The 22,499-nt window shown below is 66.9% G+C and carries 22 protein-coding genes; 13 read left to right on the top strand and 9 right to left on the bottom strand.

What is annotated here, in order from left to right; translation table 11 throughout:
* Positions 1-36: 36 nt before the first annotated feature.
* Positions 37-831 carry a FadR/GntR family transcriptional regulator gene (locus ACIIOY_RS03675; RefSeq protein WP_411033270.1) on the bottom strand — a complete coding sequence of 265 codons (795 nt, stop codon included), beginning with the start codon at positions 829-831 and terminating at the stop codon, positions 37-39.
* Between the two features lie 154 nt (positions 832-985).
* Here ACIIOY_RS03675 and ACIIOY_RS03670 point away from each other — a divergent pair, with 154 nt between their 5' ends.
* The gene (locus ACIIOY_RS03670; protein ID WP_411033269.1) at positions 986-2,281 is read left to right on the top strand and encodes a DUF3422 family protein; all 1,296 of its coding nucleotides are present in this window, start codon (positions 986-988) and stop codon (positions 2,279-2,281) included.
* Here ACIIOY_RS03670 and ACIIOY_RS03665 read toward each other — a convergent pair.
* Positions 2,266-3,162 (bottom strand): LysR family transcriptional regulator, encoded by an 897-nt coding sequence (locus ACIIOY_RS03665; RefSeq protein WP_411033268.1) that lies wholly within the window; start codon positions 3,160-3,162, stop codon positions 2,266-2,268. The two genes, ACIIOY_RS03670 and ACIIOY_RS03665, sit on opposite strands and share 16 nt — an antisense overlap.
* Before the next feature lie 161 nt (positions 3,163-3,323).
* Here ACIIOY_RS03665 and ACIIOY_RS03660 point away from each other — a divergent pair, with 161 nt between their 5' ends.
* The 3 genes from ACIIOY_RS03660 to glcF all read left to right on the top strand — a co-directional run bounded on the left by ACIIOY_RS03660 (position 3,324) and on the right by glcF (position 7,357).
* On the top strand, positions 3,324-4,760 hold the full coding sequence (locus ACIIOY_RS03660; RefSeq protein WP_411033267.1) for an FAD-linked oxidase C-terminal domain-containing protein: 1,437 nt from the start codon (positions 3,324-3,326) through the stop codon (positions 4,758-4,760).
* Entirely contained in the window at positions 4,757-5,956 is a 1,200-nt protein-coding gene (locus ACIIOY_RS03655; protein WP_411033266.1) for an FAD-binding protein, read from the top strand. The genes ACIIOY_RS03660 and ACIIOY_RS03655 overlap by 4 nt, the downstream gene beginning before the upstream one ends.
* Before the next feature lie 102 nt (positions 5,957-6,058).
* Complete coding sequence (gene glcF, locus ACIIOY_RS03650; RefSeq protein WP_411033265.1) at positions 6,059-7,357, top strand: glycolate oxidase subunit GlcF; 1,299 nt, start codon at positions 6,059-6,061, stop codon at positions 7,355-7,357.
* A gap of 67 nt (positions 7,358-7,424) precedes the next feature.
* Here glcF and ACIIOY_RS03645 read toward each other — a convergent pair whose 3' ends face one another.
* Both ACIIOY_RS03645 and ACIIOY_RS03640 read right to left on the bottom strand, forming a co-directional pair.
* A complete protein-coding gene (locus ACIIOY_RS03645) occupies positions 7,425-8,132 on the bottom strand; it encodes a L,D-transpeptidase (protein WP_411033264.1) in 708 nt (235 codons plus the stop codon).
* A gap of 200 nt (positions 8,133-8,332) precedes the next feature.
* Positions 8,333-9,073 (bottom strand): L,D-transpeptidase, encoded by a 741-nt coding sequence (locus tag ACIIOY_RS03640; RefSeq protein WP_411033263.1) that lies wholly within the window; start codon positions 9,071-9,073, stop codon positions 8,333-8,335.
* Between the two features lie 218 nt (positions 9,074-9,291).
* On the opposite strand from ACIIOY_RS03640, the gene ACIIOY_RS03635 reads away from it, so the two are divergent.
* Together ACIIOY_RS03635 and ACIIOY_RS03630 are read left to right on the top strand one after the other, a co-directional pair.
* Positions 9,292-9,921 carry a DNA-3-methyladenine glycosylase I gene (locus ACIIOY_RS03635; protein WP_411033262.1) on the top strand — a complete coding sequence of 210 codons (630 nt, stop codon included), beginning with the start codon at positions 9,292-9,294 and terminating at the stop codon, positions 9,919-9,921.
* Positions 9,922-10,080: 159 nt separating this feature from the next.
* Complete coding sequence (locus ACIIOY_RS03630) at positions 10,081-10,299, top strand: hypothetical protein (protein WP_411033261.1); 219 nt, start codon at positions 10,081-10,083, stop codon at positions 10,297-10,299.
* Between the two features lie 44 nt (positions 10,300-10,343).
* On the opposite strand, the gene copM is transcribed toward ACIIOY_RS03630, so the two are convergent.
* From copM to ACIIOY_RS03615, 3 genes are all read right to left on the bottom strand, one after another.
* Complete coding sequence (gene copM, locus ACIIOY_RS03625; RefSeq protein WP_411033260.1) at positions 10,344-10,721, bottom strand: CopM family metallochaperone; 378 nt, start codon at positions 10,719-10,721, stop codon at positions 10,344-10,346.
* Positions 10,722-10,790: 69 nt separating this feature from the next.
* The gene (locus tag ACIIOY_RS03620; protein WP_411033259.1) at positions 10,791-11,108 is read right to left on the bottom strand and encodes a hypothetical protein; all 318 of its coding nucleotides are present in this window, start codon (positions 11,106-11,108) and stop codon (positions 10,791-10,793) included.
* A gap of 39 nt (positions 11,109-11,147) precedes the next feature.
* Positions 11,148-11,582: a hypothetical protein gene (locus tag ACIIOY_RS03615; RefSeq protein ID WP_411033258.1), complete on the bottom strand. Its 435-nt coding sequence runs from the start codon at positions 11,580-11,582 to the stop codon at positions 11,148-11,150.
* Between the two features lie 248 nt (positions 11,583-11,830).
* Here ACIIOY_RS03615 and ACIIOY_RS03610 point away from each other — a divergent pair, with 248 nt between their 5' ends.
* The 4 genes from ACIIOY_RS03610 to hisG all read left to right on the top strand — a co-directional run bounded on the left by ACIIOY_RS03610 (position 11,831) and on the right by hisG (position 16,076).
* Positions 11,831-12,466, top strand: a complete 636-nt coding sequence (locus tag ACIIOY_RS03610; protein WP_411033257.1) for a helix-turn-helix domain-containing protein — start codon at positions 11,831-11,833, stop codon at positions 12,464-12,466.
* A 79-nt stretch (positions 12,467-12,545) separates the two neighbouring features.
* On the top strand, positions 12,546-14,060 hold the full coding sequence (hisS, locus tag ACIIOY_RS03605) for a histidine--tRNA ligase (protein WP_411033256.1): 1,515 nt from the start codon (positions 12,546-12,548) through the stop codon (positions 14,058-14,060).
* Between the two features lie 190 nt (positions 14,061-14,250).
* Entirely contained in the window at positions 14,251-15,384 is a 1,134-nt protein-coding gene (locus ACIIOY_RS03600; RefSeq protein WP_411033255.1) for an ATP phosphoribosyltransferase regulatory subunit, read from the top strand.
* Complete coding sequence (hisG, locus tag ACIIOY_RS03595) at positions 15,381-16,076, top strand: ATP phosphoribosyltransferase (protein WP_411033254.1); 696 nt, start codon at positions 15,381-15,383, stop codon at positions 16,074-16,076. The genes ACIIOY_RS03600 and hisG overlap by 4 nt, the downstream gene beginning before the upstream one ends.
* A gap of 3 nt (positions 16,077-16,079) precedes the next feature.
* Here the strand turns inward: hisG and ACIIOY_RS03590 are convergent, their stop codons facing one another.
* The gene (locus ACIIOY_RS03590; RefSeq protein ID WP_411033253.1) at positions 16,080-16,454 is read right to left on the bottom strand and encodes a VOC family protein; all 375 of its coding nucleotides are present in this window, start codon (positions 16,452-16,454) and stop codon (positions 16,080-16,082) included.
* A gap of 99 nt (positions 16,455-16,553) precedes the next feature.
* On the opposite strand from ACIIOY_RS03590, the gene ACIIOY_RS03585 reads away from it, so the two are divergent.
* The 3 genes from ACIIOY_RS03585 to ACIIOY_RS03575 all read left to right on the top strand — a co-directional run bounded on the left by ACIIOY_RS03585 (position 16,554) and on the right by ACIIOY_RS03575 (position 21,560).
* On the top strand, positions 16,554-17,261 hold the full coding sequence (locus tag ACIIOY_RS03585) for a glutathione binding-like protein (protein ID WP_411033252.1): 708 nt from the start codon (positions 16,554-16,556) through the stop codon (positions 17,259-17,261).
* 92 nt (positions 17,262-17,353) lie between these two features.
* Positions 17,354-18,571, top strand: coding sequence for an NAD(P)/FAD-dependent oxidoreductase (locus ACIIOY_RS03580; RefSeq protein WP_411033251.1), 1,218 nt, complete (start codon positions 17,354-17,356; stop codon positions 18,569-18,571).
* Positions 18,572-18,758: 187 nt separating this feature from the next.
* A complete protein-coding gene (locus tag ACIIOY_RS03575; RefSeq protein ID WP_411033250.1) occupies positions 18,759-21,560 on the top strand; it encodes a bifunctional diguanylate cyclase/phosphodiesterase in 2,802 nt (933 codons plus the stop codon).
* Positions 21,561-21,566: 6 nt separating this feature from the next.
* Here ACIIOY_RS03575 and ACIIOY_RS03570 read toward each other — a convergent pair whose 3' ends face one another.
* Positions 21,567-22,013, bottom strand: a complete 447-nt coding sequence (locus tag ACIIOY_RS03570) for a hypothetical protein (protein ID WP_411033249.1) — start codon at positions 22,011-22,013, stop codon at positions 21,567-21,569.
* Positions 22,014-22,499 lie beyond the last annotated feature (486 nt).

Genomic DNA, 22,499 nt, shown 5'->3' with positions numbered 1-22,499 from the left:
TATTCTATCTTGCTTGCGCGAGATTTGCGGCGCAAGTCAGGCTTGCGGGGAAAGGCCGCGCTTTTGCATGCGCAGTTGGGAAATGCGCTGCCATTCCCCGCTGCGCTCGGCCTCGCGGATCGCGGCGGCGATATAGTCCATGTGCGCCTGGGCGGCGCTTCGGGCCGCCTGTCCGTCGCCCGCCATGATCGCGGCATATATCGCCTCGTGCTGGGCGAGAAGATGGCCGCGCGCCTCCTCCGATGAGAAAACGAGATGGCGGTGGAAAAAGATCCCCTGCGCCAGCAGCCGGTAGCAGGCGCGCAGGGTATGCAGCAGCACGATGTTGTGCGCGGCCTCGCCGATCGCATTGTGCAGCTCGACATCGGCTTCGAGCTCCGCATCGAAGGAACCGCTCGCATGAGCCGCGCGCATCGCCTCCATGATGCGCGTCAGCATCTGCCGGTCGTATTCCGTCGCGCGGCGGGCGGCGAGCTCCGCGGTGATGCCCTCCAGCTCGCGGCGGTATTCGACATAGTCCTCCGTCGCCCGCTGGTGGCGGGCGATGAGGTCGACGACGGGACGGGAGAAGACCTGGCCGATGATGTCGGCGACATAGGTTCCGCCGCCGTGCTGGCTGACGAGCAGCCCGCGGTTCTCCAGCTCCTTCAGCGCCTCGCGCAGGATGGGGCGGGAGACGTCGAGGCGCCTTGAAAGTTCCCGCTCGCCGGGCAGCCGGTCGCCGTCGCGCAGCACCCCTTCGAGCAGAAGCAGTTCGATCTGCCGCACGACCTCGTCGGAGGTCCGGCTGGGGCTGATGCGGGCGAAAAGGTCGAAGGCGCTGTCGGTCACGCCGCAAACACTAGCAATGCGGGCGGAAACTGGTCAACAATCTTGTCCACTCCGCGCAAGCCCTGCCTTTCCCGGCCTGCGTCAATGCGCCCTATCTGCCGGGCCCTGACATTTGTTAAGAAAGAGCTGTTGCACATGAGGGGAAGGTGCAGGCATGACCAAAGGCAGTTTCGCCTTTCCGCAGGCGACCGCGCGTGCGCAGGCGCTCGGGGAGATTCACGCAAGGCCGTACGCGCTGGTCTCGTCGCCGCGCGTCATCTTTCAGCTCGCATTCCTCACCGAGGGCGGCTCGGCGGTCGACCATGCGGTGATGGCGGAACTGTCGCGCTCGCGGGGCATCTCGCCGCCCGGCCGCGATGCCAGCCACCACGCGCTGAGCTGGGGGCAGGGCACGCTGCGCTGGGAGCGGCACACCGAGTTCTCGACCTATTTCTGGGATGCGCCGGTGCCGGAGAAGTTCGGCGGCGCGGTGCCTGTCCATCCGTTCGGCGACAGTTTTTCGCCGCCCGGCACGCTGATCTCCGGCATCCGCCTCGAAATCCGCCCGGACACGCCGGAAACGCGCGAGGCGATCTCGGCCTTCGACCCGACGAGCCTCTGTTACAGCGAGATCAAGAACGGCCAGGGTGTCGTCCTCACGGACTTCCGCCAGAACGGCGACGGCCTGACGCAGATCCTCGTCATCGACCACGGCATGACCGAGGCCGGGCGCGGCGCGCTCGTCCAGCGCCTGCTCGACATCGAGACCTACCGCACGCTCGCCATGATGGGCCTGCCGCTCGCCCAGTCGCTATCCCCGGAAATCCGCCGCATCGAGGACGGGTTGACCGGCATCACCAACGCCATGAAGCAGCATGCCCGCGACAAGGCGGACGAACTGCTTTCCGAGATCACCCGTCTTGCCGCCGAGCTGGAGGCCAACGCCGCGCTCAGCCTCTACCGCTTCGGCGCCAGCCGCGCCTATTACGGCATCGTGCAGGAGCGCATCCGCACGCTCGCCGAAACGGCGGTGCCCGGCTACGAGACGCTCGGCTTCTTCCTCGAGCGGCGGCTCGCGCCCGCCATGCGCACCTGCCAGTCCGTCGAGGAACGGCAGGCGAACCTGTCGCGGAAGCTCGCCCGCGCCACGGCGCTGCTCAGAAGCTGGATCGACGTGGAGCTGGAGCAGCTCAACACGACGCTGCTCAACTCCATGGACCGGCGCGCCAAGCTCCAGCTCCGCCTGCAGCAGACCGTCGAGGGCCTGTCGGTGGCGGCGATCTCCTATTACGTCGTCGGCCTGTTCGGCTATGTCGCGAAGGCGGCGCACGGGCTCGGCCTGCCGGTGAAGCCGGAAACGCTGACGGGCATTGCCGTGCCCTTCGTGATCCTCGGAATGTGGCTCCTCGTCCGCGCCATCCGCCGCCGCCATGCGGAAGAGGACAGCACCGGTCCTCAGCGCTCCCAATAGGGCAGGGGGCCGTAGAGGTCGGCGAGGTAGTCGATGAAGAGCCGCACCTTCACCGGCAGGAACTGCCGGCTCGGATAGACCGCCGAGAGCACCACGTTGCGCGAGCCCTCGTAGTCCGGCAGCACCTGCCTGAGCGCGCCGCTCTTCAATGCCGGCCCGACATCCCAGGTGGAGCGCAGCGCGATGCCCATGCCGGAAAGCACGGCCTCGGTCACGACCTCGCTGGAATTGGTATGGAGCGGCCCGTGCGGGCGATGGGTCACGCCGCCCTCCGGCCCTTCGAGCCGCCAGACGTCCTGCGTGTGCGGCGGCAGGCAGACATGGTTTGCGAGGTCCTCCAGCGAGGCCGGCATGCCGTGGCGGGCGATGTAATCGGGCGACGCGCAGAGCACGCGGCGCACCGGCGCGAGCCGCCGGGCGACGAGGGAGGAATCGGAAAGTTCCCCGATGCGGATCGCAAGGTCGAAGCCGCCGCCGACGATGTCGGAGAAGTCGTCGGTCAGGACGAGGTTGACGACGAGCTCGGGATAGCCGTCCATGAAGCCCTTGAGATGGGGCGCGATGTGCAGGCGGCCGAAGGAGGTCGGCGCGGAAATCCTGAGCGAGCCGCGCACGGCGCCCGATCGCCCGGAAACGAACGATTCCGCCTCCTCGATGCCGGCGAGGATGCCGACGATGCGCTCGTAGAAGCCCTGGCCGGCCTCGGTCAGCGAGATCTGCCGCGTCGTGCGCTGGAAGAGGCGGGTGCCGAGGCGTTCTTCCAGTCTTTTCACGCGCTTGGAGACGACGGCGGGCGAAAGGCCGAGCGCCCGGCCCGCCGCCGACATGCTGCCCATGGCGATGACGCGGGAGAAGATTTCGAGATCGCCGAGATTCGTCATGCAGTCGCGTCCATTCTTGTCGAAGTGGATAAAGTGCTTAGCATTTGCACCCCGTAATAGAAAGTGGTAAAGAAAATAGACCACTTGGGGCGGGAAGGCGGACGTGCGCACCGGTTTTGCGTCCGGTATCGAGCAGGAACAAGGGCTTGGGAGGCGAGGATATGGATCAGATCGGGTTCCTGGAGCCGCGGCCGGCGGTGATTTCCCGCCGCCGGGAGATCGTCGCTGACCTCCTCGACCTGCTGCCGGAAGGCTGTCTCGTGCACGAGCCGCGCGAGCTGGTTCCCTTCGAGACGGATGCCTTCGTCTCCTATCGCCGCGTGCCGCTCGCCGTCGCCCTGCCGGAGACGACCCAGCAGGTGGCGGCCGTCCTCAAATACTGCCATCGCTACGGCGTGCCCGTCGTGCCGCGCGGCGCCGGCACCTCGCTGTCCGGCGGCGCGATCCCGCAGGAGGACGCGGTCGTCATCGGCCTTTCCAAGATGGCGCGCATCCTCGACGTCGATTACGCCAACCGCACCGCGACCGTGCAGGCCGGCGTCACCAACCTTGCCATTTCCGACGCCGTCTCCGCCGACGGCTACTTCTACGCGCCCGATCCCAGCTCGCAGCTCGCCTGCACCATCGGCGGAAACATCGGCATGAATTCCGGCGGCGCGCACTGTCTGAAATACGGCGTGACCACCAACAACCTCATCGGCGTCAAGCTGGTGCTGATCGACGGCACGATCGTCGAGCTCGGCGGCAAGGCGCTCGATGCCGGCGGGCTCGACCTTCTCGGCGTCGTCTGCGGCGGCGAGGGCCAGCTCGGCATCGTCACCGAGGCGACGGTGCGCCTCATCGCCCGGCCCGAGGGCGCGCGCCCGGTGCTGTTCGGCTTCGACAGCTCGGAGGCGGCGGGGGCCTGCGTCGCCGACGTCATCGGTGCCGGCATCATCCCCGTCGCCATCGAATTCATGGACAAGCCGGCGATCGAGATCTGCGAGGCTTTTGCCCAGGCCGGCTATCCGATGGATGTCGAGGCGCTGCTGATCGTCGAGGTCGAGGGTTCCGAGGCGGAGATGGACGCGATGCTCGCCAGCATCATCGAGATCGCCGGCCGCCACGGCGTCAAGGTCGTCAAGGAAAGCCAGTCCGCGACGGAGGCCGCGCTGATCTGGAAGGGCCGCAAGTCCGCCTTCGGCGCCACCGGCCGGATCGCCGACTATATCTGCATGGACGGCACGGTGCCGCTCGGCCAGCTTTCGCATGTCCTGCGCGGCACGGCCGAGATCGTCGAAAGGTACGGCCTGCGCGTCGCCAACGTCTTCCATGCCGGCGACGGCAACATGCATCCGCTCATCCTCTTCAACGCCAACGACCCCGAGGACGCGGCGCGCGCCGAGGCGGCCGGCAACGACATCCTGAAGCTCTGCGTCGATGCCGGCGGGTGCCTCACCGGCGAGCACGGCGTCGGCATCGAGAAACGCGACCTGATGCGCCACCAGTACACGGATGCCGACCTCGCCCAGCAGATGGCCGTGCGCGCCGCCTTCGACCCGCAATGGCTGCTCAATCCGTCGAAAGTCTTCCCGCTCGAAGGGCGCCCCGCCGCATGACGCCGATCCACGAACCGCTTTCCGAGGAGGGCGCCGCGCGCCTCGTTAAGGTCGCCGCACTCTCGAAGACGCCCTTCGTCATCCGCGGCGGCGGCACGCGCAGCCTCGCCGCCGTGCCCGAGGGCGCCGAGGTGCTTTCGACCCGCGGCCTTGCCGGCATCGTCGCCTACAATCCCGCCGAGATGACCATGACGGCCCGCGCCGGCACGCCGCTGGAAGTAGTGGAGGCCGCCCTTGCCGAAAAGCGCCAGATGCTCGCCTTCGAGCCGAACGACCTGCGCGGCGTTCTCGGCACGTCCGGCTTTCCCACCATCGGCGGCGTCTTCGCCGCCAACGCCTCCGGCCCGCGCCGCTTCGTGGCCGGCGCGGCGCGCGACAGCCTGCTCGGCGTGCGCTTCGTCAACGGCAGGGGCGAGGTGGCGAAGGCCGGCGGCCGGGTGATGAAGAACGTGACCGGCCTCGATCTCGTCAAACTGCTCGCCGGCTCGCACGGCTCGCTGGCGCTTGTCACGGAAGTCACCTTCCGCCTTCTGCCCGTGCCGGAAACCGCCGTCACCATCGTCGTCTCGGGGCTCAACGACGCGGAGGCCGCGGCGGCCATGGCGACGGCCATGTCGATGTCCGTCGAGGTCTCCGGCGCCGCGCACCTGCCGGAAAGCGTGCGCGGCCGCTTCGCCGGCGGCGTCCTGCCGGATGGCGCCGCCACCGTGCTGCGCCTCGAGGGCCTTTCCGCCTCCGTCGCCGTGCGCACGGAAAAGCTCGCCTCCGCCATGGCCCGTTTCGGCGCCGTCTCGCGCCTCGACGCCGAGGCTACGCTCCGCCTCTGGCGCGAGATCCGCGATGCGGTGCCCTATGCGGACGGCACGTCCCGTCCGCTCTGGCGCGTCTCCGTCGCCCCGACCGCCGGCCAGCAGCTCGTCGCCGCACTCCGCCTCGAGGCCGGCGTCGACGCCTTCTACGACTGGCAGGGCGGCCTCGTCTGGCTGCGCATGGAGGCGGACCCGGAGGCCGGACTGCTGCGCCGCTACCTCAAGGCCGTCGGCGGCGGGCATGCCACGCTGCTGAGGGCCCGGCCGGACGTGCTGGCGGCAACGGACGTGTTCCAGCCGCAGCCCGAGGCCGTGGCGGCGCTTCAGGCGCGTGTGAAGGCGAGCTTCGATCCGGACGGCCTGTTCCGGTCGCGGATGGTGGGGTGAGGGGATTCACATGAACGATGCAGCCAACATCCACCCCCCTCTGCCCGGCAGGGCAGAGGGGGGTATCGCAACCGCACCCTTCGACAGAGAGGGCGCCCGCTGATGCAGACCAATTTCACCGCCGAGCAGCTCGCCGATCCGCATGTCGCCACATCGGAGAAGATCCTGCGCAAATGCGTGCATTGCGGCTTCTGCACCGCCACCTGTCCCACCTATGTGACGCTCGGCAACGAGCTCGACAGCCCGCGCGGCCGCATCTACCTCATCAAGGACATGCTGGAGAACGGCCGGCCCGCGGATGCCGAGGTCGTCACCCATATCGACCGCTGCCTCTCCTGCCTTGCCTGCACGACCACCTGTCCCTCCGGCGTCGACTACATGCACCTCGTCGACCATGCGCGCATGCATATCGAGGCGACGTACAGGCGTCCGTTCTGGGACCGCCTGACCCGCAACATCCTCGCCGCGACGCTGCCCTATCCCGGCCGCTTCCGCCTCGCGCTGAAGGCGGCCGCGCTCGGCCGGCCCTTCGCCGGCCTGCTGAAGCGCTTCAAGCCGCTGGAACCCTTCGGCGCCATGCTGGACCTTGCGCCCCGCACGCTGCCGAAGGCGTCCGGCAGCACCAAGCCCGGCACCCATCCGGCCGCGGGGCCGCGCCGCGGGCGGGTCGCGATCCTTTCCGGCTGCGCCCAGCCGGTGCTCAAGCCGGAGATCAACGAGGCGACGATCCGCCTGCTCACGCGCCTCGGCGTCGAGGTCGTGGCGCCGGCCGGCGAGGTCTGTTGCGGCTCGCTGGTCCATCATATGGGCCGGGAAGAGCAGGCGCTGGAAGCCGCGCGCCGCAATGTCGACGTCTGGCTCGGCGAGGTGGAGAAGGGCGGGCTCGACGCGATCATCGTCACGGCCTCCGGCTGCGGCACGACGATCAAGGATTACGGCTTCATGCTGCGCCTCGACCCGGCCTACGCGGAGAAGGCCGCGCGCGTTTCCGCGCTGGCCAAGGACGTGACGGAATATCTTTCGACGCTCGACCTGCCGCAGCGGGAGGCGAGGGGGCTTACGGTCGCCTACCACTCGGCCTGCTCCATGCAGCACGGCCAGAAGATCACCATGGCCCCGAAGACGCTTTTGAAGAAGGCGGGCTTTGCGGTGCGCGATCCGGCGGAGGGACACCTGTGCTGCGGCTCGGCCGGCACCTACAACATCCTCCAGCCGGAGATTTCCGGCAGGCTGAAGGCGCGCAAGGTGAGGAACATCGAGGCGACGAAGCCCGACCTCATCGCCACCGGCAATATCGGCTGCATGACGCAGATCGCCACGGGCACCGAGATCCCGATCCTGCATACGGTGGAACTGCTCGACTGGGCCTATGGCGGCGAAAAGCCGGCCGCGCTTTCCTGACCGCGTGGCTTAAAAAGGAATGCCGGCGCGAGGCCGGCATCCTGCAGGACCATTACAAGACAGGCGATCAGCCGCCGAAACCGAAGAGCGTGCCGAAGAAGTCGACGCCGCGGTCGTTGTAGCTCACGGCGCCCTGGCGGTTGCCGGGGCCGACGACGATGACCTTGGTGCCGATGCCGGCGCGGGCGTAAAGATGCTCCACGTCCTTGTTCATCATGCGGATGCAGCCGGACGACATGTTCTGGCCGATCGTCCACGGCTGGTTCGTGCCGTGGATGCGGAAGATCGTGTCGCGGCCGCCCTTGTAGAGATAGAGCGCGCGGGCGCCGAGCGGGTTGTCGATGCCGCCGGGCTGGTAGGCGGGCAGGATGCGGCCCTTCCTGGCCTCGCGGCGGCGCATCTCGGCCGGCGGCGTCCAGCCGGGCCATTCCTCCTTGCGGCCGACCTTCACCACGCCCGACCAGCCGAAGCCGTCGCGGCCGACCCCGATGCCGTAGCGCGTCGCCTTGTTGTTGCCCTCGACGTAGTAGAGATACTTGTTGTTCGTATCGACGATGACGGTGCCCGGCGCCTGGTCGGTGACGAAACGCACCTTGGTGCGCCTGTATTTCTGCGCGACCTGCTTCTTGTTCTGTTGCTGGACGAGCGTCACGTTGGAGGCCGTCTCGACCTGGCTGCCCCGGGGGGCGCCGGGAAAGGCGTTCGCCGACGTGGCCGGCATGACCGCCGTCGCCGCAAAGGTCGCCGCCAGCAAGATCGATGCGTATTTCCGCATGGTATATTCCCTCTCAATCCTCAATTCCGCGAGGCTAGCCGAGTCCTGACCGATTTCAAGCCGGCTTGTCGGCAGTAAGACGATTGTGAAGGCGGATTTCTTCGGGGCGTTGCTGCAAACGCGGCCGGAAAACGGACATCTCCGGCCACGCAGGTGGCCGGAGATGTCCGTTCGCTGCCCGTTTGAAGGATTTTCCGGTATCAGATCACGATGACCTTCGTGCCCACCTTCACGCGTTCGTAGAGGTCGACGACGTCCTCGTTGCGCATGCGGATGCAGCCGGACGAGACCGCATAGCCGATCGTCCAGGGCGCGTTCGTGCCGTGGATGCGGTAGAGCGTCGAGCCGAGATACATGGCGCGCGAGCCGAGCGGGTTTTCCGGCCCGCCTTCCATGAAGGCCGGCAGGTAGTGGCCCTTGGCGGCCTCGCGCCGGATCATCTCCTTCGGCGGCGTCCAGCTCGGCCATTCGGCCTTGCGGGTGATCGTGTGCGTGCCGGCCCATTCGAAGCCCGGCTTGCCGACGCCGACGCCGTAGCGCCGCGCCTTGCCGTCGCCGAGCACGAGGTAGAGGAAGCGGTTGTTGGTGTCGATGACGATCGTGCCGGCCTTGTACCTGGTTTCGTAGGAGACGATCTGCGGCAGGTACATCGGATCGATTTTCGAGCGGATCGGGTTCTGCGCGCGGCTCGTCACCGCCACCTGCTCGACGCGGGCGACGCCGTCGCGGCGGATGATGCGGCGCTGCTGCACGCGCTGGCGCTGGATGATGCGGCGCGTGTTGACGGCCGGCTGCACGCCTTCGCCGGTCAACTGCATCAGCCACGGGGCGGTGAGGTCGGGGCTCACGATGACGGGCGGCCGGCTCATGTACCGGTCGTTCGCATAGGCGGAGGTCGTGGTGCACAAAAGGGCCGTTGCCAGAAAGACTCGTATCAACATCGGACGTACTCGCTACTGATCGCCAGGATGCGCCGCAGGATCGGGAGGAAAGACGGCGCCGGTTCGAAAGGATGCTTGCACCCTCCGATGAAGCGAATGGTAAACGCCCGTTCATTGGACATGCATGGCGCCGATAAAGCTTTGGGTAGGGTTATTGCCTGCTTTCCAAATGTGGTTGATGAGTGGTAAACCGGAACAAAAAGGAAACGGAGGCGGCAGTGACGGAACGCGGACTGACGATGGGCGAGGATGGGCGCACGCGCTGTGCCTGGCACGGCAACCTGGATGACTACCGGCGCTATCACGACGAGGAATGGGGCCATCCCGTCACCAGCGATCATCGCCTTTTCGAGAAGATCTGCCTCGAAGGCTTCCAGTCCGGCCTTTCCTGGCTCACCATCCTGCGCAAGCGCGAGGGCTTTCGCGCCGCCTTCGCCGGCTTCGATTTCGACAGGGTGGCCGCGTTCGGCGACGAGGACATCGCCCGTTGCCTCGCCGATCCCGGCATCGTGCGCCACCGCGGCAAGATCGTCTCGACGATCAACAACGCCCGCCGGGCCCAGGCGCTGCGCGACGAGTTCGGCTCGCTCGCCCGCTATTTCTGGAGTTTCGAGCCGCGGCCGGAGGAGCGGCCGGCGCGGGTGGACTGGGACACGATCGTCGCCAACCCGACGACGCCGACTTCCGTGCGCCTGTCGAAGGACCTGAAGAGGCGCGGCTGGACCTTCGTCGGCCCCACCACGGTCTATGCCTTCATGCAGGCCATGGGCCTCGTCAACGACCATGTGGAGGGATGTTTCTGCCGCGAGGAAGTCGAACGGAAAAGAAATCTGCTCGAACGGCCATAATTCCCGTATTGCCTTTGCAAATACCTGTTTGATTTTACAACGAATCATGTAGCTTGAGGTCAAGCGGCAATTTCATACATCGGAAGTTCTGGGGTCGACGTGCGCGTGCGTAGTCGCGGCGTGCCGCTTTGTGCTGAATGATTTGGCATGAGGGGAATCATGGCGCCAAACGCATCTGCAATCGATGAATCTCGACTTGAGGGCTGGGCCTGCGACAAGGCCCAGGAGATCATGCTCCGGGAAGGCTTCCGCCTGATCCGGTCCGCCCGCAGCGGCACCAGCACCGAAATTCGCGAGACGAGCCTGATGATGGCCCGCGTGATCGCGGCCTCGCTGGTCGAGGCCTCGTCCGTCCATCGAAGGCCGGCCGGCGAATAGGCGATCGGAATGGCCCGCCGCTCCGGCGGCGGGCCTTCCGCGTGTCACTTGGCGTTCTTCGCCAGCCACGCCTCCATCATCCTGATCTCGCCCTCCTGGGCGGCGATGATCTCTTCGGCGAGCTTGCGGATGTCCGGGTCCTTGCCGTGCTCGAGCTCGACCTTCGCCATGTCGATGGCGCCCTGGTGGTGGGCGATCATGCCGCGCACGAAGTCCACGTCGGCATCGCCCGTGAACGGGATCTCCATTCCCTTGTGCATTTTCGCATTGGCCTCGATGAAGGCCTTGGTGGAGGCGCTCTGGTCTGCGGCCGGTTCGCCCATCGTCGTGCCATGGGCGGAATGGTCGGCCTCCTGGGCCCTTGCGGGCATGGCGGCGGCGAGCGCGATGGCTGCGCCGAGAAGCATGGTCTTTGCGTTCATTGTCTTTTCCAGTTCTGAATACGGTTGATGGCCGGGTGGGAAGCACCCGGAAGCCTGGTCAAGCGAAGGTCAGGACCGGGGAGGCGGATCGAGCGGCGAAAGCGCAAGGCCGGCAAAGCGCGGCATGGCGGCGCAGACCCGGCTCGAAACGTCGAGGACGCGGTTCGGCGGTTCGAGCCGTTCCGCCTCGATCGCGAAGCAGGCGGAGCAGGCGATGGGATGGGCGGCCGGTTTCGACTTGCCGTGCTCGCCCTCCTCGGTCGCCGTCTGGTGCATGGCATGATGCACGCCGGACGGCTGCGCAACGCTCAGCGTCGCCGCGATCGCCGGCACCCAGCCGGAAAGAACGGCGCCCAGGACGGCGAGGGCGAAGAGGATTTGTCTCATCGACCGAGAGATAGGCGCTCGCCGCGCAAAAGAAAAGGGTCAGTTCAGGTTGCAGCGCTTTCTCGCCGCCGTGTCGAGGCAGAGGCGGGCGACGGCGAAAGTGCCCCGCACGATGCCGCCCGTTCCGTCCGCGGTCTCGGACCGGCCGAAACAGAAGACCGGCCGGTAGAGGCCCGGGCCGGGCCGGATCGTGGCGGCGAAGCTGACGGCGGTGGAGATCGTCGCCGCCTCTTCCAGCGCCAGCAGGACCTTCTGCCGGTCGGCCGGGTCGTAGAGGCGCACGAGCTCCATGATGCCGCAGCGGGTTCCCGAAACGCCGTGCAGGACGGCCGTTTCCGGACCGAGCCGCAGGAGGCCGGTCGAAAGGTCCGCGCTCCACTCCTCGCAGACGAAGGCGTCCCGCAGCCGGCCGGGATCGATGCCGATCAGCTCGGCCACGGAGGCAAGGCGTGTGGATGTCGATTTCAGGTCCATTCGGTCGGTCCGCGAAGGTGCAGCCGGTGCCCTGCAGGGCATGCGTCCGGCGACGGATGCACCGGCTCCTTCTGGCCGTCGCCCGGCGGAAAACGCACACCAGGTCCACCGGCTTCTTGCCAAGCGGGATGGATCGACGTTTACCTATCGTTAAGGGTAGCCGACAAGGAAAGCCGCCGGAAGCACGGCGGCTGGTCGTTTGCTCGACTGGAAGATGCGGTTTCATTCTCTGCCCTATAAGGTTGAACGTGCCCGATTTCGTCCTCACCACCGACCACGACCTGGTCGACCAGCTGCGGGCCTATCGCCTCAAGATGGGGCTGACCCAGGACGACATCGCCTGGAAGCTCGGCTTCGCCTCCACCACCGTCTCGCGCTGGGAACGCGTTGTCGCCGTGCCGGACCTGCGGGCGACGGGGGCCATCGTCGATTTTCTGCGCCGTGCCGATGCCCAGACCGAACGTCGCCTGCTGGCCTCGGTCCTCGCCTCCCGCGAGAGCCGCAATCTCTGGGAGGGGCGCGACGTCCGCTATCTCGGCGGCTCGCAGCAGGAGTATCGCGAGAGCCCGGAAATGCGCGCCGTCGTCGGCACCAGCATCCGCCGCTATCTCATCGGTCCCTACCGCGATTGCCTTGAGGACCAGGCGCTTGTTGCAAGCCTTTGTGCCCGCGAGATCGCCAGCATCGAGATCTACGGCGGCAGGGCGCTTTCCATGACGTCGATCCCGTCCGGTTACGTACAGCTGAAGCGGCTTTCCTTCCAGTCGGAGATGCGCGGCATCATCCGCGGCGACACGCACTCGACCCTCATTCCCGAGGCGCTGTCGCCCGTCTCCTCCGCCGTCATCGTGCACAGTTGGGATTCGCTGTCGCGCCGGCCGTGATGCCGGCCTTCCGCCCTTGCCGCTGCCCGCCCAATCCGCTAGGGAAACCGGCAACGAAATACGGATTTCGGGTATCCCGATGAGCGAAAAGCAGAAAAAACCACAGAAGCTGAAGGCCCGCCTGCCGCGGGGCTTCGTCGATCGCGACGCTGCGGACATCCGCGCCGTGAACGAGATGACGGCGAAGATCCGCGAGGTCTACGAGCGCTACGGCTTCGATCCGGTCGAGACCCCGCTCTTCGAATATACCGACGCCCTCGGTAAGTTCCTGCCCGATGCCGACCGCCCCAACGAGGGTGTCTTCTCGCTTCAGGACGACGACGAGCAGTGGATGAGCCTGCGCTATGACCTGACCGCGCCGCTCGCCCGCCATGTCGCGGAGAACTTCAACGAGATCCAGCTGCCCTACCGCACCTATCGCGCCGGCTACGTCTTCCGCAACGAGAAGCCCGGCCCGGGCCGCTTCCGCCAGTTCATGCAGTTCGACGCCGATACGGTCGGCGCGAGCGGCGTCCAGGCCGACGCCGAGATGTGCATGATGATGGCCGACACGATGGAAGCGCTCGGCATCGCACGCGGCGACTACGTCATCCGCGTCAACAACCGCAAGGTCCTTGACGGCGTCCTGGAGGCGATCGGCCTCGGCGGCGAGGACAAAGCCGGCGCGCGCCTCACCGTGCTGCGCGCCATCGACAAGCTCGACAAGTTCGGCCCCGAGGGCGTGAGGCTGCTGCTCGGCGAAGGCCGCAAGGACGAATCCGGCGACTTCACCAAGGGCGCGGGCCTCGACGCGGACCAGATCGACAAGGTCCTGTTCTTCGTCGGCATCAAGGACTATGCGGAAAGCGCCGCCGACCTCGCCAGGCTGGTCGAGGGCACCGCGAGAGGCAGGGAGGGCGTCGACGAACTGAACCAGATCGGCCATCTCGTCACCTCTGCCGGCTACGGGCCGGACCGCATCAAGATCGATCCCTCCGTCGTGCGCGGCCTCGAATACTATACAGGCCCGGTCTTCGAGGCCGAGCTTCAGTTCGCCGTCACCAACGAGAAGGGCGAGACGGTCGTCTTCGGCTCGGTCGGCGGCGGCGGGCGCTATGATGGCCTCGTTTCGCGCTTCATGGGCCAGCCGGTTCCGGCGACGGGTTTCTCCATCGGCGTCTCGCGCCTCATGACGGCGCTGAAGAACCTCGGCAAGCTGGGGCAGGACGAGGTGGTCGCGCCGGTGCTCGTCACCGTCATGGACGGCGACGTCGAGAGCATGGGCCGCTACCAGCGCTTCACGCAGGCGCTGCGCGCCGCCGGCATCCGCGCCGAGATGTACCAGGGCAACTGGAAGAAGTTCGGCAACCAGCTCAAATATGCCGACCGTCGCGGCGCGCCGGTCGCGATCATCCAGGGCGGCGACGAGCGGGCCGAAGGCCTCGTGCAGATCAAGGACCTGATCGAGGGCAAGCGCCTTTCCGGCGAGATCGAGGACAACACCTCCTGGCGCGAGGCGCGTGTGGCGCAGGTCTCCGTACCGGAAGCCGAGCTGGTGGCGAAAGTCCGCGAAATCCTTGCCGCGCAGGCCGAAGATCGGGCGCGGGCCGGCTGACGGTGATGGTTGTCCGCGCGTTGCGATCCCCCCCTCTGTCCTGCCGGACATCTCCCCCTCTAAGGGGAAGATGGGATGGCGCTCTGTTTCGCCCATCGCAAACGGTTGAATTGGCTTCAAGGTCCAACGCCTTGCCGGTCTCCCCCCCTGAAGGGGAGATGTCCGGCAGGACAGAGGGGGGTAATTCCCCATGCCTCTGATCAACCTGCCCGCCTTCGCCCCCGATCTAATCGCCGACCTCGAAAGCCTCGGCGCCGAGCGCGTCGACACGCCGGTCATCCAGCCGGCCGGTCCGTTCCTCGACATGGCGGGCGAGGACCTGCGCCGGCGCATCTTCATGACGGAGAGCGAGACCGGCGAGAGCCTGTGCCTCAGGCCCGAATTCACCATTCCCGTCTGCCTTCGCCACATCGAGACGGCGACCGGCACGCCGCGGCGCTATGCCTATCTCGGCGAGGTCTTCCGCCAGCGCCGCGAGGGGTCGAACGAGTTCTATCAGGCCGGCATCGAAGACCTCGGCGAGCCGGATGTCGCAAATGCCGATGCGCGCGCCGTCTGCGATGCCCTCGCCATCCTTGCCGGGCGCCTGCCCGGGGTCCGGCTGTCGACCGTGCTCGGCGACCAAGCGGTCTTCGAGGCGGTGGTCGCCGCCTGCGGCCTGCCGGCGGGCTGGCAGAAGCGGCTCGTGCACGCCTTCGGCAACCAGGCGCAGCTGCAGAAGCTGATGGCCGACCTCTCCGATCCCGCGCCCGCCGGCGTCTTCGGCCCCGAGGTCGAACGCCTCGCCATCCTCGGCAAGCTCGACGACGAGGCGACGCTGATCGCCCATATCGACGCGACCATGGAGGCGACCGGCTACTCCACCAATGCCAGCCGCAGCCCCGCCGACATCGCCCGGCGCCTGCGCGAGAAGATGGAGCTTGCCAGCACGCGGCTCGACGGCCGCACGCTTGCGCTGCTCAAGGAGTTCCTCGCGCTGGAGCTCTGCCTTGCCGAGGCGCCGCGGGCGCTCGCCGCCTTTGCGGAAAAGGCCGGCCTTTCGCTCGGCGAGGCGCTGGTGCGCTTCGAGCAGCGCGTCGCCGCGCTTGAGGAGGCCGGCGTCGATCCGGCCGCGATCACCTATCGCGCCGCCTTCGGCCGTCCGCTCGACTATTACACCGGCCTCGTCTTCGAGATCACGCCGGCCGGCGATGGCTCGGTGCTTGCCGGCGGCGGCCGGTTCGACCGGCTGCTGACCCTGCTCGGCGCGAAGGAGCGCATTCCGGCCGTCGGCTTCTCGCTCTGGCTCGACCGCATCGCAAGCCTGAAGGGAGCCGCCGCATGACCGTCACCATCGGCCTTCCCTCCAAGGGGCGCATGAAGGAAGACTCCTCGGCCGTGCTGGCCCGCGCCGGCTTCACCGTCACGGCCGTCGGCAACGACCGCTCCTATCGCGGCCGCGTCGAGGGCCGCGACGACATCGAGATCGCCTTCCTCTCCGCCTCGGAAATCTCCCGCGAGATCGCGGCCGGCACCGTCGATTTCGGCGTGACGGGCGAGGACCTCGTGCGCGAGGGTCTGGCGGAGGCCGATGCCCGCGTTGAGTTCTGCGCCCGCCTCGGGTTCGGTCATGCGGATGTGGTCGTCGCCGTGCCGGAAATCTGGCTCGACGTCGACACGATGGCCGACCTCGGCGACGTCGCCGCCGATTTCCGCGCCCGCCACGGCCGGCGCCTGACCATCGCCACGAAATACTGGCGGCTCACCCAGCAGTTCTTCTCCGGCAACCACGGCATCCAGCTCTACCGCATCGTCGAGAGCCTGGGGGCGACGGAGGGCGCGCCGGCCTCGGGCTCCGCCGACATCATCGTCGACATCACCTCGACCGGCTCGACGCTCAAGGCCAACCACCTGAAGATCCTCTCCGACGGCGTGATCCTGAAGTCGGAGGCCTGCCTCGTGCGCGCCCGCAAGCCGGGGCACGATGGCGACCCGGTGGTGGCGGAGATCATCGAGCGGGTGCGCAAGGCGCTCTGACCGTCACGCCTCGGGTGCGGGGCTGCACATTTGCAGCCTGTTGCCGAAAGGGTCGTAGAAGCTCGCGAAGGTGACGAAGCCGGGAAAATCCTGCGCGTCGTCGCAGCGCACCCCGCGGCCGCGCAGTTCCTCGACCGCCGCCCGGCAATCCTCGACGTTGAGGACGATGGTCGTGCCGAAGTCCGGCCGCCTGCCCGCTTCGGCACGCGTCAGCGCGATGTTGCCGCCCTGCGCGCCGGCGGAAAACTCGATCCATCCCGCCTCCGGCAGGTCGTAGACCGGTGCGCCGAGCCCGAGGGTATCGCGATAGAAGATGCGGGCCGTGTCGAGATCGTCGACTGAGACCGAGACGACGTTGATGCCCTGGAAGATCGTCATGCGCCCTCCGTTTCATCGGCGTTGGAATGTTTTCGACCTGGGCCTGACAAACCCGATTTCAATGTCCTATCTATGAACTCCCACCGCAAGGAGCCCCCCATGGCAGACCTGTCGTCCTTCCCCATCACCAAGAAGTGGCCCGCCAGCAATCCCGACATCATCCAGCTCTATTCGCTGCCGACGCCGAACGGCGTGAAGGTGTCGATCGCGCTGGAGGAGCTTGGCCTTCCCTACGAGCCGCACCGCATCGAGTTCGGGCCGGAGGGCGTGAAATCGCCGGAATTCGTCTCGCTCAACCCGAACGGCCGTATCCCCGCGATCATCGATCCGGACGGGCCGGGCGGCAAGCCGATCGGCCTCTTCGAGTCCGGCGCGATCCTGATCTACCTTGCGGAGAAGACCGGCAAGCTGATCCCCGCCGATGCGGCCGCGCGCTACGAGACGATCTGCTGGGTCATGTTCCAGATGGGCGGCATCGGGCCGATGTTCGGCCAGTTCGGCCATTTCTACAAGTTCGCCGCCGACAAGGTCGCCAACAATTCCTACCCGATGGAGCGCTACCGGGACGAGACGAAGCGCCTGCTTTCGGTGCTCGAAGGACGATTGAAGGACCGCCGCTGGATCATGGGCGACGAGCACACCATCGCCGACATCGCGACCTACCCGTGGGTGCGCGGTGCCGACGTCTTCTACGGCGGGCGCGAGGTCCTCGACTATGCGGGCTTCCCCGCGGTCACGGCCTGGCTGGAGCGGTGCCTTGCCCGTCCGGCGGCGCAGAAGGGCCTCGACATACCGGCGAAAGCCTGACGCAAACGAAGGAACGGGCGGCGCGACGGCACGTTGACGCCGCCTGCCGGGGCGCATTACCTCTTGCATGACGAAGGACGGGACGTAGCATCGTGACGGGAAGACTGGTTGTTGTGGGCGGCGGTCAGGCCGCGTTTGCGCTCGTTGCCAAATTGCGTGCGCTGAAGGACGAGCGGCCGATCACGATCGTTTCCGCCGAGGCCAGCCATCCCTATCAGCGTCCCCCCCTTTCCAAGAAATACCTGCTCGGCGAGGCCGACCTGTCCCGCCTGATGTTCCGCCCGGAAAACTGGTATGCGGAAAACAACGTCGACATCCGCCTGTCGACCGAGGTCACGTCCATCGACCGGGCGGAGAAGACGGTGACGCTCGGCGACGGCTCGGCCCTGCATTACGGCGTCCTGGCGCTCGCCACCGGCGCGACGCCCCGCCGCCTGCCGGCCGAGATCGGCGGCGACCTCGACGGCGTCTTCACCGTGCGCGACTACCGCGACGCCGACCGCCTCGGCGTCGAGATGCAGGAGGGCCGCCGGGCGCTGGTCGTCGGCGGCGGCTATATCGGGCTCGAAGCGGCGGCCGTCGCGCGGGGCAGGGGCCTCGACGTCACCGTCATCGAGATGGCCGACCGTATCCTCGCCCGCGTCGCCTCGCCGGCGACCGCGACCATCCTCAAGGCGATCCACACGGCGCGCGGCGTCGACGTGCGCGAGAAGACCGGCCTCGTGCGCCTCATCGGCGAGAACGGCCGCGTCACCGGCGCGGAGCTGACCGATGGCTTCGTGCTGCCGGTCGACGTGGTCATCGCCGGCATCGGCGTCGCGCCCAACGACCGGCTTGCCCGCGATGCGGGCCTGGAGGTCGCGAACGGCATCGTGGTCGATGCCCATGCCCGCACCTCGGATCCTTCGATCTTCGCCATGGGCGATTGCGCCGTCCTGCCGTTCGAGGGCAACCGCGTGCGGCTCGAATCCGTGCAGAACGCCGTCGACCAGGCCGAAGCGGCGGCCGCCATCATCGCCGGCGGCGATGCGCCCTACGAGCCCAAACCCTGGTTCTGGTCCGACCAGTATGACGTGAAGCTGCAGATCGCCGGCTTCTGCATGGGCTTCGACGATACATTCGTGCGCCCCGGCCAGCGGGAAGGCAGCGTCTCCGTCTGGTACTTCCGCCAGGGCAGGCTGATCGCGGTCGATGCGGTCAACGACGCGAAGGCCTACGTGGTCGGCAAGAAGCTGATCGAGATGGGCCGAACGCCCGATCGCGCCACCCTTGAGGATCCGGCGGCCGACCTCAAGGCGCTCACGCTCTGAGGCCTCTTCCGCCGCGTGGGTTGAACGGCATAATTGTTATATGTTGAAACAGTTGTATTGTTTTGACATTCGTTAAGTATGACAAAACGCAAGTCGCGCCGCCCCGGCGCGAAGGTTTCTCAATTCACTCATTTTTTAGTGTTCTCCGGCTGAGTGGGGCCATCTCGATCCTGCCCGGTGACCTTTCATGTTCCGCATTCTGACCTGCCTGACTGTCGAGCACGACCTGCGGCTCGTGCTCCTTGCGGCCTTCATCTGCTTCCTGTCCTGCTTCGTGGCGGTCACGCTGGCGCAGAGGGCGCGGGTGGCCGAGGGCATGGCCCGAACGCTGTGGCTGGGAGCGGCGGGCACGTCGAGCGGCTTCGGCATCTGGGCGACGCACTTCATCGCCATGCTGGCCTATGACCCCGGCGTGGTCATGGGCTACGACATGGCGCTCACGCTCGTCTCGCTTGCCGTCGCCATCGTGGTCACGACGGTCGGGCTTGCGCTCGCCACCTGCATTTCCGGTACGAGCGCGGTGGTGGCCGGCGGCCTCGTGCTCGGCGCCGGCATCACCTCGATGCACTACATCGGCATGTCCGCCGTGGAACTGCCGGGCACCATCCATTGGGACAGCGCCTATGTGCTGGCCTCGGTCGCCTCTGCGGGCCTCTTCGGCGCGCTCGCGCTCCTTGCCTGCATGCGTGCGCAGCCGCGTGCGCGCGACCGGGCCTATGCGACCGCCCTGATGGCTATGGGCGTCGTGTCGCTCCACTTCACGGCGATGGCGGCCGTGACGGTCGAGCCGGGCCTCGTGCCGGTAAGCGACGATACGTTGATTTCGACGGGCCTTATGGTGCCGTTGATCGCGGCCGTCGCCTTCTCGCTGCTCTTCACCGGCCTGACGGCCGCGGTTTTCGCGCGGCAGGCGGAGCTCGCCGCAAGCGAGAGCACGCGCCAGTTCGCCATGCTCGTCCAGGGCGTCAAGGATTACGCCATCTACATGCTCGATCCGGAAGGCCGCGTCGCCAACTGGAACGAGGGGGCCGAGCGCAACAAGGGCTACAAGGCGCACGAGATCGTCGGCCGGCATTTTTCCCAGTTCTACAGCGCTGAGGACCGCGCGGCCGGCCTGCCGGAACGCGCGCTCAGGACCGCCCGCGAAGAGGGCAAGTCCGAGTACGAAGGCTGGCGCTACCGCAAGGACGGATCGCGCTTCTGGGCGAACGTCGTCATCGACCCCATCCATGATGCCGGCGGCACGCTGATCGGCTATGCCAAGATCACCAAGGACGTGACGAAGGAAAAGACCGATGCCGACCGCCTCGCGGAGGTGACGAAGAACCTCGACCTGGCGCTGGAGAACATGTCGCAGGGGCTCTGCCTGTTCGACCGCGACGAGCGCCTGCTGCTCGCGAACAGGCGTTACGGCGAAATCTTCCGCTTTCCCGAAGGCCGCATCCGTCCCGGCATGACGTTCCGCGAGATCATCGAGCGCGGCCTTGCCGACATCTATCCCGACCCGGATGTCTGGCAGCCCAAGGCGCGCGACGTCTATGCACGCCACCGCGCCGCCATCCAGGCGAACGGCGGCGGCACGATCGTCGAGAAGCTGTCGAGCGGCGCCTCGGTGCAGATGCGCTACCGCACGCTGCCGGACGGTGCCTGGGTCGCGACCTATGAGGACATTTCCGAGCGCCTGCGGTCCGAAGAGCAGATCTCCTTCCTCGCCCGCCACGACAGCCTGACGGGGCTGCCGAACCGCGCGAGCTTCCACAACCGGCTGGAAGCCGATCTCGATTCGGCCGGCCGGTCCGGCGGCAAGGTCGCGGCCATCGGCATCGACCTCGACAAGTTCAAGGAGATCAACGATACGCGCGGCCATGCGGCGGGCGACGAAGTGCTCGTCACGCTCTCCAGGCGCATGCAGGCCTGCCTCCAGGCGGACGAGACGGTCGCCCGGTTCGGCGGCGACGAGTTCGCGGCGGCCAAACGCTTCGAGGACATGTCGGACCTCACCGACTTCATCCAGCGCCTCGAAACCTGCCTCAAGGAGGAAATCCGCATCGACGGCTACGACATCAAGCCGGGCGCCAGCCTCGGCGTGGCGATCTATCCGCAGGACGCGGACAACATCGAAGCGCTGCTCAACAATGCCGACCTTGCCATGTACCGCGCCAAGGAGGCGCTGACGGAGACGGTCTGCTTCTACGAGGTGTCGATGGACGAGGCCGCCCGCAGCCGCCGCCTCATCGCGAACGATCTCTGGCAGGCGGTGGAGCGCGGGGAGTTGCAGCTTCACTACCAGGTCCAGAAGGCGGTCCATTCCGGCGAGACGGTCGGTTACGAGGTGCTGCTGCGCTGGCACCACCCCGTGCGCGGCACGATCCCGCCATCCGAATTCATCCCGATCGCGGAGGAGTGCGGCGCCATCCTGCCGATCGGCGAATGGGTGCTGCGCGAGGCCTGCCGCGAGGCGGCGACCTGGGACAACGACCACAAGATCGCCGTCAACCTGTCGCCGGTCCAGCTCGGCAACGCCGATGTCGCCGACCTCGTGCACCGCGTCCTCCTGGAAACCGGCCTCAGCCCGCACCGCCTCGAACTGGAGATCACCGAATCGACCATCATCGGCGACAAGGAGCGCGCCCTCAACACGCTCCGCCGGATCAAGGCCTTCGGCGTTACCATCGCCATCGACGATTTCGGCACGGGATACTCGTCGCTGGAGACGCTGCGCGCCTTCCCCTTCGACAAGATCAAGCTCGACCGCAGCTTCATGAACGAGGTCGAGGCGAGCCCCGAGGCGAAGGCGATCATCCGCGCCATCCTGGCGCTGGGCCAGACGCTGCGCGTGCCGGTGCTGGCGGAAGGCGTGGAGACGCGCAGCCAGCTCGACATCCTTCTCGACGAAGGATGCGACGAGGCGCAGGGCTATTTCCTGGGGCGCCCGGTGCCGATCGAACGGATCCGGGTCGGCGAGGGGGCGGTGGTCGAAGCGGCCTGAACCGCTCTACTGCCGCTTGAAGCGCCGGCCGGCGAGGTCGATCTGGAAGCGCGGGAAGATGAAGACGCCGATGATCGTGCCGGCATATTTCTCCTCCAGGCCCGTCGATTCGCCGACGCAGAACACCGGCTGGCGCGGCGCGCCGTCGAGGTGGATCGTCGTGGAGAAGCAGAAGGACGAGGAGGAGGCCGCCGCCTGCTCGAAGAGTTCCAGCACGCGCGTGCGGTCGAGCGGCTCGTAGCAGCGGATGAGGTTCAGCAGGCCGCAGGTGCGCTGCGGCAGGCCGTGCGCCAGCGCCGCCTTGTCGCCGAGCGTGAAGAGGCCGTTGGAAAGATCGCCGGTCCAGCGCTCCGTCACGCAATATTGCGTCAGCAGCTCGTTGTCCGTCTCGTCGAATTCCATCGATCCCGGCAGGAACGGAGACGAGAGATCAGTCTTGATTATCTTGAACACCGACAACCCCAGGGCAGTTGCTCGAATTTGGTCCCCACGTCTCACCCTCTTGCGGCGTGCGACATGCTAAAAGAGAGTGCCGGCTGACATCCCTCGAAGTCCGCCGAACCACTTTCTCATGTACTGAACTTCGTCCGGCTCCGTCTGTCTTCAGCGGATCGGACGTACGCGTGAAGACCGCCGATGCCTCTCCATTCGGGCCGCACGGCGGTTCTTTCGAAACTTCAGGGATTGCCGCCGCAGGGCCGGCCGGCATGTCCTGCCGCCAACCAGTGCTTGAATCCCGCGTGAACATTAAAGTTCACTTGGAGCGCCTTTATAATTGGTTTTTTTATGCCAGCAACGGGTTTTTGAGAATTATTGTACAAATGAAAAAATTCTTTTCACGGCAACGATACAGGTCCGGTTGCGGCGAAAAACAGAAAGGGCGGCCCGAAGACCGCCCCTTCCGAAACCGAACCGGATGGCTCGAATGCGACAGGCTTT

Origin of the sequence: Shinella agrisoli, assembly GCF_046557955.1 — a bacterium.
In the GTDB taxonomy this organism is placed as follows: Bacteria; Pseudomonadota; Alphaproteobacteria; order Rhizobiales; family Rhizobiaceae; genus Shinella.
Note: the sequence above shows the minus strand (reverse complement) of the source record. Positions and strands in the feature narration are given on the sequence as shown.